Source organism: Aequorivita sp. CIP111184, assembly GCF_900489465.1.
Lineage (GTDB): Bacteria > Bacteroidota > Bacteroidia > Flavobacteriales > Flavobacteriaceae > Aequorivita.
Window position 1 is genome coordinate 49189 of sequence record NZ_UEFQ01000017.1, and the last position, 10601, is coordinate 59789.

At 34.1% G+C, this 10601-nt stretch carries 7 protein-coding genes and 1 pseudogene; 1 reads left to right on the forward strand and 7 read right to left on the reverse strand.

What is annotated here, in order from left to right; genetic code table 11:
- Positions 1-9 precede the first annotated feature (9 nt).
- The 7 genes from AEQU1_RS07635 to AEQU1_RS07665 form a co-directional block, all read right to left on the reverse strand.
- The gene (locus AEQU1_RS07635) at positions 10-1233 is read right to left on the reverse strand and encodes a C45 family autoproteolytic acyltransferase/hydolase (protein WP_111880121.1); all 1224 of its coding nucleotides are present in this window, start codon (positions 1231-1233) and stop codon (positions 10-12) included.
- Positions 1234-1444: 211 nt separating this feature from the next.
- Positions 1445-3079, reverse strand: coding sequence for a biotin carboxylase (locus tag AEQU1_RS07640; protein ID WP_258455222.1), 1635 nt, complete (start codon positions 3077-3079; stop codon positions 1445-1447).
- 224 nt (positions 3080-3303) lie between these two features.
- Positions 3304-6036, reverse strand: a complete 2733-nt coding sequence (locus tag AEQU1_RS07645) for an aminotransferase class I/II-fold pyridoxal phosphate-dependent enzyme (RefSeq protein WP_111880123.1) — start codon at positions 6034-6036, stop codon at positions 3304-3306.
- A gap of 6 nt (positions 6037-6042) precedes the next feature.
- Positions 6043-6444 carry a VOC family protein gene (locus AEQU1_RS07650; RefSeq protein ID WP_111880125.1) on the reverse strand — a complete coding sequence of 134 codons (402 nt, stop codon included), beginning with the start codon at positions 6442-6444 and terminating at the stop codon, positions 6043-6045.
- A 13-nt stretch (positions 6445-6457) separates the two neighbouring features.
- The gene (locus AEQU1_RS07655; protein WP_111880126.1) at positions 6458-7399 is read right to left on the reverse strand and encodes a carbon-nitrogen hydrolase family protein; all 942 of its coding nucleotides are present in this window, start codon (positions 7397-7399) and stop codon (positions 6458-6460) included.
- A 4-nt stretch (positions 7400-7403) separates the two neighbouring features.
- Entirely contained in the window at positions 7404-8717 is a 1314-nt protein-coding gene (locus AEQU1_RS07660; protein ID WP_111880128.1) for an aspartate aminotransferase family protein, read from the reverse strand.
- Positions 8718-9380: 663 nt separating this feature from the next.
- Complete coding sequence (locus AEQU1_RS07665) at positions 9381-10238, reverse strand: hypothetical protein (protein ID WP_111880130.1); 858 nt, start codon at positions 10236-10238, stop codon at positions 9381-9383.
- Between the two features lie 180 nt (positions 10239-10418).
- Between AEQU1_RS07665 and AEQU1_RS07670 the strand changes: the two are divergent.
- Positions 10419-10601 (forward strand): annotated as a pseudogene (locus AEQU1_RS07670) (IS1182 family transposase); the annotation flags it as partial.

The window sequence follows — 10601 nt, forward strand, 5'->3', positions numbered from 1 at the left end:
GTTATAAGATTAATAGGTTGTTGGTTGATTCCAGAAATTCGCTATTTCTTCCCAAACCACTTCGCCATTTGGCATTAATTTATTCCGAAGTTCTTTTTGTTTTGCTTTAGACTCATTGCCAACCATACTTTTCACTAAGGAATCTACAACAGCATCTTGCCATCTATATGAATTTTCTGCAACATATTCAGCAGTTTGAATTGGTGTAGCAGATGTTTGAGCTGGAGTATAAATTGAAGGCGCAGCTTGAAATCCTAAATTATACTGAATTAAAATCCGTTCTTCTTTAAAATCATCGAAACTTCGTTCGATTGCTACGTCTGGCCACAAAATTTGCATTCTCATTTTTTCAGGTTGATATACTGAAGTATAAAGCGTTCCAAACCCTTCTTTGAATTTTGTATTATATAAAGGTGGATGTAAAAAAGCCTTTGCCAATTCTGAAGAACTTACATTTTTAGATTTTAGATAATTTTTGATAAAATTATAGCGTTTTACGGTTTGATTAAATTGCGCATTTTCTGGCCAATCTACCGTTCCTTGGTGATTTGTAGCGAATGGGGTAGTGGTAACAAATGGTTCCTTATCTGGCGCTAACATTACGGTTTTAATTGTTCCTTTTTTATCTACAACGGTCACATTATAAGACATATGAGACGGAATGCTTTTCAACGTTTTTACAGCTTCTGCCGTAGTTTTACAAAACTCCAACACATATCGTAAAATAAATGGAATACCAAAGCCAACACCAATTTCCTTGCGACCTCCAAAAGTTAGGGAAACGCAAAGTCCAGCGTCATTCATACCATCTACAAGACCAATTAAACAATCTGAAGTTCCCATTACTTTATGGGTATTCCATTTACTTAGCAGAACTATTCCTTCCAATAAATCTGGATGATAATCGTAATTTCTGACTAATTGAATTTCATCTGTATCTATAACTGCTTGTGCGCATGCACTAATATATGCTGGTGGTTGAAATCCTGTTAAAAACCTTGCGAGTTCTGGGTCTTTATCTGCATTCGTGATGTTGCACAAATGCTCATAAGTAAGCCACATTTTGGGCATATATTTTTTTAATGCTTCTTGTGAAGTCTTTAAATCTGGAGTTGAAGATGTGTTTTGCGATAAAAACCAAATTCTATAGTTTGGCCAAAATTTGTCGAATAAACTTTTCCATCTTTGGCCAGCTTTTGATGGTTCAGAAACTGTATTGAATTGTAATTGCATTTTTTTTTATATTTATTAATTCTTTTTCAAAGTTAATTTTCTCTGTGCATCACTATAATACTCTGCGAAACTCAGTGTTTAAGCTATTACGCGGAGTTACTCAGAGAAAAAAGAGATTCACAGAGATTTGAGTTTATTTGCTGGACATAAAGACCTCACAGGTTTTTAATACCTATGAGGTCTAAAATGAAATTCAACTTTTTCGGTTTTTTTATTTAGTAAGACTTCCAGTTAACACAACTTTCTCTCTTTTGTCTTCCACAATTTCTGAAACATATTGTCCACGGATAGCTTTTATCCAATTTTGAGCACGTTCGTTTAGTTGGAAATCATTTGTCATCATTCTTCCTCTTGAAACTAAGATTCCCATATCTGCGCCTTCATATAGATAATCGCCTTTTTTAGAAATGTGCAAGAAAAATGCTTCACTTTCGCTTTCAACGGCTCTTCTATGACTATCCATTCTATCGTATTGAATATGTCCGTTATCAAACATTTTCCAAATACCTGTCATTGGGGCTTCAGAAACGTATTCGATTGTATCTTCTGTATGTTTGATAATTAATTGGCTCCAACCATCAATATTTGCTTGTCTTGCCCATCTTGCATTAAGTTCCTTCACATTTAGCTTGTAATCTACATTCATCCATTCTAATATGTGAAATACAAAAAGTGGTGCATCTGCCAAGGCAAAAACTGCGTGATTTGTAATTGAACTTGCGCCCGTAACTCTTGGGTTTAACTCGCCTAAGTAAACTTCACCGTTGTCTTGATCTATTAAAAAGTCTAATTCAAAATAGCCTTTGTAACCTTCTTTTCTTAATTGGTCTCCAAAAAGTTGGGTGTATTTGGTTGCTTTATCTCGAATATCTTTGGTAAATGCATTCGGATAAATTTCGTTACCACACCAACCACCTTTGTAAGGGGTCATTTCTTTAAAACCGACAAGCTCTGTCATTAATGGAGCTACAATGGTTCCGTGTTTGGTTACACAAGCTTCAATTGCAGAGCCTTTACAATTAATACGCTTCATTATTTTTACTTCTTTTTCCTTTTCAATTTCCTCAGCGTGTTTTTTATATTCTGCTTCATTTGTAATGAAAAAAGTGGTGTGACCAGAGTCTCCAAAAGGAGTTTGAATTACTAAATCTGTACCTAATTTTTTTGAAACTTCGCTCAAATGTTTATAGTCTTTAACTTTAGAAAGCACATAAGGAACACAAGCTACGCCCGCTTTTTCGGCGATGCGGTTTGTGTTTACTTTGTTGTCCATTAATGTTCTCATCTTGGCAGGTGGAAACATAATTTCAAGACCTAACTTTTTGGCAAGTTTCTCTGTGTTTTCATCAAACATTAAAAACATTGCTTTTCCTACATCTTTTCCGTTTCGTCTTGAATCTATATACTCTTGCACCTCTGGATGTTGAAGCAAATAGTTATTTATATCTTCAATTCCTGTAAATTCATCGTGCGGAATTTCATTTTTTGGCGAAAAAACATTGGGATGCAATCCATCAAAACACTCTATATGGCAAATAAATTTGAAACCTTTAATCCACTCATCTGCACCCAACATATTAAAGTTTGTGGAACTTATAAAATAAAGTGGTGTTTCATTTTTGTGGAAATAACGTCTAATGTCTGGAATGCCATTTAACACTTCGTCTTTTACTGCTTTTTGTTTTGGAGCAGTTTTTTTAACAACCATTTTTTTGGCAGTTTCTTTTTTAGAACTGACTTTTCCCTCGTCAACCTTAGCTTTAGCGACAGTTAATTTCTTATCGGTCGCTTTTTTAGTAGTTGTTTTAGTATTTTTATTTGCAGTCATTGTTTTTTCTGTTGCCATTGAATTCTATAAATTTTAAATTATTGGTTTATTTTATAATGTGAATTATTTCAATATGAAATAATTCGCTTCTCAAGTCATTAAAACCAAATTATAATGACATTCTGTATTTTATTTATTTTCTAAATATTCATTGTTTTTAATGAAAATTACCAAATATTGAACTTGTTATTAAATAATTCTGAGGTTTCAAGTCTAAAAACGCAGCGTTCTAAAGTCTATTTTCATTTCACTTTCCCCATAGACATTCCGCCCATTGAAGTTACTACTTTATGACGGTCAAGTACTTTTTCCTTAAATACCCTGATTCCTAAATCTGCTCTATATCCGTGTATTTCACTTACATCCAATGCATTCATAAAATTGATTATTTCTTCACTAATTACTTGTCCTGGTACTAAAACCGGAAATCCTGGTGGATACGGAATTACAAATGTTGATGCAACTAATATTCGTCCATTTTGAATAATTGATAAACAATTATTTAAAGGCACATATTCATAATTATCTTCATCATACGCTAAGAAAAAAGCTTCACGTAAATTCCCTCCGGGAACGCCGGGAACGGCTCTAAATGAGTCGTGGAAATAACTGAAATCAGGCAATGGTGGAACTTCTTTTGTTAATGAATAAATCTTTTTCTCTCTGATTTCCTTTTCCTTATCATTCAACGATTTGTATTCGTCATCCAATTCATCCGAAATTTTTAAAAGTGCATTTATGAGATAAGTTACACTTCCTCTGGTAGTCCCGATATTTGTCATAAACAGAACTGTATTTCTTGATGTCTTGTTTATTTGGATATTAAATTTGTCCATCAAATATTTATTCTTGAATGTATCGCCGTCAACACCTGTTTTTCCAATATATAACGTGATTTTTGTTGGGTCTAAAACAAATTCATCTTTTTCCCAAGCTTCGTCCATTCTATTCCAACCATCCTCTTTTGTGTAATATTCGTTGAGTCCAGTTTCTCTATAGCCATCTGGTATAAAATCGCCAACCGAAAGCACATCAAAATATTTACTTAATTGCGGATTGTTAGTTATTTTAGCTCTAAGAACCATTGCCATTTCAATGCTTTTTTCAACCAATTCAAATCCTTCTAATTGCACTTGTCTCCTTCCAATATCTAAAGATGCTAACATTTGGTAATTTGGTGAAGTAGAAGTATGCGTCATATATGCTTCAAGAAAAGTATTTTCCGTTTTTCTTCGAAAATCCTCATCCCAAATATGAATCATGGAACCTTGTCTGAAACTACTTAACGTTTTATGCGTACTTTGTGTGGAATAGACACGGATTCGAACTTTATCGGGATTCGGTAAAGTAGCAATTTCATCTTCCTTTAATCCTTTAATATGTTCTTTATATTTCTTTTTATATGCCTCACAATTGTATTTCTCATGTAATTTTCTTGCTGCAAACATTCCTGTTCGTTGTTTATAATTGTAGGCAAAACCTGCAAAGGCGAACCAAGCTTCATCCCATAAAAATATCATATCGGGTTTTATTGCTAAAACCTCTTCCATAACACGTTCAACATTATAAACCAAACCATCAAAAGTACAATTGGTTAAAAGCAACATTTTAACTTTATCAAGTCTTCCAGCATCTTTAAGTTGAAGCATTTTAGTTTTAATCTGTTCTAATGGAACAGCTCCATACATCGAATATTCCTCAATAGGGTAGGAGTCCAAATAAACAGGATATGCACCTGCCAAGACCAAACCGTAATGATGCGATTTATGACAATCCCTATCAATTAGCACAACATCATTTGGCTGCACTAAAGCTTGCATTACAATTTTATTGGCGGTTGAAGTTCCGTTTGTAACAAAATAGGTGTTTAAGGAGCCATAAGCGTCACTCGCCATTTCCTGCGATTTTTTAATTGGACCAGTTGGTTGTAATAATGAATCTAAACCTCCAGTTGTAGAAGAAGTTTCAGCTAAGAACATATTACGTCCATAAAATTCACCGAAATCATTAATCCATCTCGATTTAAAAACAGAATTTCCTCTAGAAATCGGCATTGCGTGAAAAACGCCTGTTGGTTTTTTACTGTACGCTACAAGTGCAGAAAAGAAAGGTGTATTGTACCGCTCATCAATGCCTCGCATAATTGTTAAATGCAATTCCTGTATATCTTCAGTTTGATAAAAAATACGTTTAAAACCTTTAATGGTGCTATCTTTTAAATGACCTAATGAAGTATCGGTTACATAATACATATCTAATTCAGGTCTGAACTTTTTGATAACCTCTCCCAAAAGTGGTCCTAAATCTGTTTCTTGCTTCGAAGAAAAATCATATTTATTAATTTCTTCAATATAAGGTTTAATTAAGGGGTTTATAATAACCGAACGGTAAGGTGTTGCAAAGCGAACTACAACCGCTTGAATATTATGGTTGAAGAGTAAGGAAATAAGGGCATCTTGAAAAGAACGCTGAACAACCACGCCATAGCTAAACAAATCATCTGGCGTTTGTAAACTATTTAATTTTTGTTTTAAAACAATTTCTTCTTTTTCTGAAATATTATCAACAAATAAAACTTCAAAATGATTTTTTCGAACACCATTATAAAGTTCGTGGTCTTCTACGCTTTCTATACTATTTTCATCGTAATCCACAAAATCTGGATTGCTTTTATAGTTGTCTCCTACAAGTTGTTTTGTGGTTGCTAATACTAGATGAGACAGCGAAGCAAATTCATTATTAAGAAATGCTTTTTCAAGTCTGTTCAGTCTTTCTTTTCCTGGAGAAGCGAAAAAACATTCAACTCCTTTTAAATCTTTTATCAGCCCTTTAATTTTTTCTTTATGAGCTGTTTCATTAGCAGAGCCTTTATTACAACGGGTAAGTTCAGAAGTTTCAATTTTTAATTTATTCCAAAAATCAACACGGAGTTGCCCAATATTAAAATAAGGTGCACTCTTTGTTTTATTTTTCATGTTTGTTTAGTTATTTGAATGTAATGCTAATTTATTTCCCTGAGAATCGATAAAAATAGCAAAGTAGCCGTCTTCTTTACTAATTAAAGTTTTGGTCATAATAATTCGTCCGCCAGCCTTTTCAACTTTATTCAGCACATTATTAAGATCATCGCCACCATTTAAATAGATCAATGGACCAATTGCTGCAGGTATGGAACCTGGACCTGCAATTACAGCACCTCCAATTCCTGATGTTTCGGGAAAAAATGCCATCATATTAACATCTGTGCTATTTTGTGTCATTTCGATGTCAAAAATTTCATTGTAAAAATTTACTGCCTGTTTAAAATCAATCGCAGGAATTTCAAACCAACTAACATAATCTTTAACTTTTAACTTCTTCTTATTTACTGATGTTCCTCCCATTTTATCTTTCGTTTTAAATTGTACCGTCGCCTTTATAGTGTGTGGTGGCTACTTCTTGTTCAAGCTGATTTTCCTTAATTGTTAATTCTGCTATTTTGTCTAATCGAGTAGGTTTAATTAATGGTCCTAATGAATCTAGATAAGGCGTTTCAACATTTGGTTGATAAATATTGAAAATACCAGAATGAATATGGTCTCGGAAACTTTTTAGCGGTTGTCCAAGCCTTAGTATTCCTAATTCACGACTTCTTTTTGCTCTTTCAATATTTAATTCCAATGGAACAATTTCTTCTGTACCTTCAGATTGATGAAGTACACGACCGTCTGGACCACAAACTATGGAACGGCCGCAACCGCCAGTATCCAGTCCATTCATATCGAAGAAATAACATTGATTGATGGAAGCCATTGCTCTCACTATCGACAATTCAATTTCTCTATCAATTGTTCCAGATAATGTTGGATGCATAATTACTTCGGCACCCATTGAAACTAATGTTCTAACCGTTTCTGGAAACCACATATCGTAGCAGATAGAAACGCCGAAAGTCGCTACGTTTGGCACTTCAAAAACACAATATTCCGTTCCTGGAGTTACGCCAGTTTCATACGGATAAAATGGAAACATTTTTCTGTAACGCTTTATAACTTCGCCTTGCGGATTAATTACACTTGCAGTATTGTAAATTTTATCTTCACTTTTTTCAAATATAGAACCTGGTAGTAACCAAATTCCATATTGCTTGGCTTTTGCCTGCATTTCCCTTTCAAAATCATTCGGAATAGCTTGTGCGGTATGCGTTAATGGTCCAAATGCACAAAGTTCACTGAACATTATCATTTCTATCCAAGGATACAAATTCATTGTAATGTCTATTTTCAACTTCATCATTTCTACATTAGAAGTGACTGCTGAAACTTTCATTTGTATTCCTGCGATTGCGAATTGTCTCATATTATTATTTATTGGTGGCTTTTTTAATTACTGTTTCTAAAATTGTCATTCCTTTATCTAATTGTTCTGGAGTAATAACTAATGGAGATAAAATACGGATAATATTTTTATGTGTCCCTGCACTTAACATAATTAATCCGAGGTCTGAGCAACCTTTAACAATTTGCGAACATAAATCGGCGTCTGGTTGTGTTGGGTCATTGTTTTTTACAAATTCAAAACCAATCATCGCACCAACGCCACGAACATCGCCAATTTCTGGACATTCTTCCTTCAATTTATACAGTCGGTCCATAATAGTTTTTCCAACAACTAAAGCTTTTTCGTTCAAATTAATTTCCTTCATAAATTTAATGGTGGCCAACGAAGCTGCACAACAAACAGGACTTCCGATGTAAGTGCCACCAATAGAACCTGGAGCAGCTGAGTCCATAATTTCTGCCTTACCAACAACAGCAGCAATAGGTAATCCAGAGCCCATAGATTTGGCGTATGTACTTATATCTGGTGTAATGCCATAATGTTGCCAGCTTGCCCAATGGCCTGTTCTGCAAAAACCACTTTGTACTTCATCAAGAATTAACATAACCCCATAAGTATCACAAAAGTCACGCAGACCTTGTAGATATTTTTTTGGAACTGGATTAAAACCACCTTCACCTTGTATTGGTTCAATAATAATTGCGGCAAGGCTTTCAGGGTCAACAAGGTTTAATACGCTTTCGTGTAACAGTCTTAATTGCTCGTCTATATAAGTATCTTCATCTTGCTTGCCCTTATATCTGTAAACATTTGGAAAAGGAAGTCTATAAACTTCGGGAGAAAAAGGACCACAACCGGGTTTATATGTTAATTTGCTGGTTAAGGTCATTGCCATCATGGTTCGTCCGTGATAGGCATCAGAAAAACAAATAACCGCAGGACGTTTTGTTGCTTGTCTTGCAATTTTTATGGCATTTTCTACAGCTTCAGCGCCTGTACTTATTAGCATTACTTTGGTGTGGTCGCCATGTGGAAGGATTTCTGCAAGCTCCTCACATAACTCAATATATGGCTCGTAGGTTACAACATTAAAACTGGTGTGAAGATATTTTCCAGCTTGTTCGCGAATTGCTGCAACAACCGGTTCTGGACAATGGCCAGCATTTACAACGCCTATACCACCTGCAAAATCAATGAGTTCATTGCCGTCTACATCTGTAATAATGGCTCCTTTGGCGTGTGCAACTGTTGCCGTATTAAAAACACCAACGCCATTTGCAACGATTTTTTTTCTTCTTTCAAGGAGTTGAAGAGATTTTATTTTTTCTTGTGTCATTTTTTAAATTCGGTTTAAATTTTACGTACTAATAACTGTAACTTATTAAGTTTACGATTATACTATTTGAGATGCAACATAAAAGTTGAAACTTCAAAATTCGTTATTAAAAAAGCTAATGAATAAATATGCGTGTAGCAATTTCGAGAACTTTTAGTGCGAGCCTAGATTTCTATAAATCTAATATTAAAACTACAGATTGTTTAACTATCACACTAATCTAAAAAGAAAAAATTTTAACGGTATTTATACCATATTGATATAATTTAATAAGGATGTTCCTAAATATAAGGATTTATTTTATTATTTCACATTCCTATATTTGTGAAATTATTTGTATGTCTTGAATGGATTTTGAAAGAATAATGAGGTGCTGCACTAATTTTCTTTGGTGATGGTATAAATCAAATTGAACAATTATTGTTAAATAAATTTAATAAAACATACTTGTATTGGATTCAGATTTTTTACCGCTAGGAAGCAGAGATATTGGTTTCTGGGAAACACAAGCCTGATTTTTAAATTTTACTAATTATTTTATTTTTGGAAATTTGTCCACCGAAGGATTACTGTTTCCAAAATTTTAAATATAAACTACAGTAAATTTAAAAATTTGGCGACTTCCTAAAAATGCCCGAACCTTTGTGTTGGCAACGACTCGCGCTATGTTTTATATACGTTGTTACCCACTGGCTTTTCCCAGTTGATTTTGTCTTTTTCTTTGTTGTAGCTGATACTTTCATTAATTAATTGCTCAACAAATGTTTTACCTTCAGTTCTTTTGAAGACTGTTTTTCGAGCTGCTACAAATTCCAACTTTTTATCAACAACTTCTGGCCATAGTACAATATTTACACCTTTATATTCAGATTTTACACTGGCATACATAATTCCATCTACCTCTGGTATTTGTTCTTTAATGTACATTGCAAATGCACAAGAGATTTTATAATTAGAGTTATGTTTTTCTATATCAAGAGTAAATTCATTTGCTAAAAACTCATTAAAAATTTTTAAGTCTTCAAATTCTGGACTTTCTTCGAAGCGATTAAAATCAGCTTTCATCATATCAAAGTCTTTATTATTACCGATAATTTGTTCGCTTGGAAGTATCATTGCCAATGTCAGATTCTCGTTTACGTCCCAAGCACCGATAGTTAAAACTTCTTCTTCACTATTTTCGTTTCCACGGAATATGGATACAATTTCTGTAATTCCTGTTTTTTGATTTTCGTTATCGTTGCAATAAAACAGTCCTTGTCCAGATTCATTTGCACGTCCGAGTTTATCAATATTTAATATATCTGTTCTGTATGATAAATCTTGTGAACTCTCAAAAAGCTTATCCAAATTAGAGTCATTATGACTTCTATATCTAATTAATTTGAAGGGTTTCAGCTCAGTGTAAGCTATAGGAATTCGTTGATTTTTGAGAATATTTTTAATGTGAGGATAGCTTGATATAGAATTATCCGCTTTCAATTTTGATAGTTTTGCTATAATTTCTTTTGAAGCACTCATTTTCTTTAGCTTGTGGGTAACGTTTAGTATAACCGCAGTTACGGATAAATATACGAGGTTTATCGGTTTAGAACTGACGTTAACAATTACGCGTGGATTCGGACGCAGTCGAATCCGCCGTAATTGCGGTTATACATTGTGCCTGTTGCACAAGTTAGCAATTTTCCTTAATTTCATGGTATGCAAGGAAAAAAGATCTACCAAGAAAAGCTCTTCAACGCTTTCCGTTTGAGCGAGCGCGTTCCAGCGCACAATTTTTACCGCCGGCTCCGGTCGGCTCTGGACCTAGAGTACTTATATGCACTTACAAGGGACTTTTATGGCGACAGCGGCCAGAAGAGTATCGACCCCGTGGTATTTTTC

What these genes read in the sequence shown, in the direction of transcription:
- AEQU1_RS07635 (WP_111880121.1), bottom strand. Translation starts at nt 1,233, where the DNA reads ATGCAATTACAATTCAATACAGTTTCTGAACCATCAAAAGCTGGCCAA.
- AEQU1_RS07640 (WP_258455222.1), bottom strand. Translation starts at nt 3,079, where the DNA reads ATGGCAACAGAAAAAACAATGACTGCAAATAAAAATACTAAAACAACT.
- AEQU1_RS07645 (WP_111880123.1), bottom strand. Translation starts at nt 6,036, where the DNA reads ATGAAAAATAAAACAAAGAGTGCACCTTATTTTAATATTGGGCAACTC.
- AEQU1_RS07650 (WP_111880125.1), bottom strand. Translation starts at nt 6,444, where the DNA reads ATGGGAGGAACATCAGTAAATAAGAAGAAGTTAAAAGTTAAAGATTAT.
- AEQU1_RS07655 (WP_111880126.1), bottom strand. Translation starts at nt 7,399, where the DNA reads ATGAGACAATTCGCAATCGCAGGAATACAAATGAAAGTTTCAGCAGTC.
- AEQU1_RS07660 (WP_111880128.1), bottom strand. Translation starts at nt 8,717, where the DNA reads ATGACACAAGAAAAAATAAAATCTCTTCAACTCCTTGAAAGAAGAAAA.
- AEQU1_RS07665 (WP_111880130.1), bottom strand. Translation starts at nt 10,238, where the DNA reads ATGAGTGCTTCAAAAGAAATTATAGCAAAACTATCAAAATTGAAAGCG.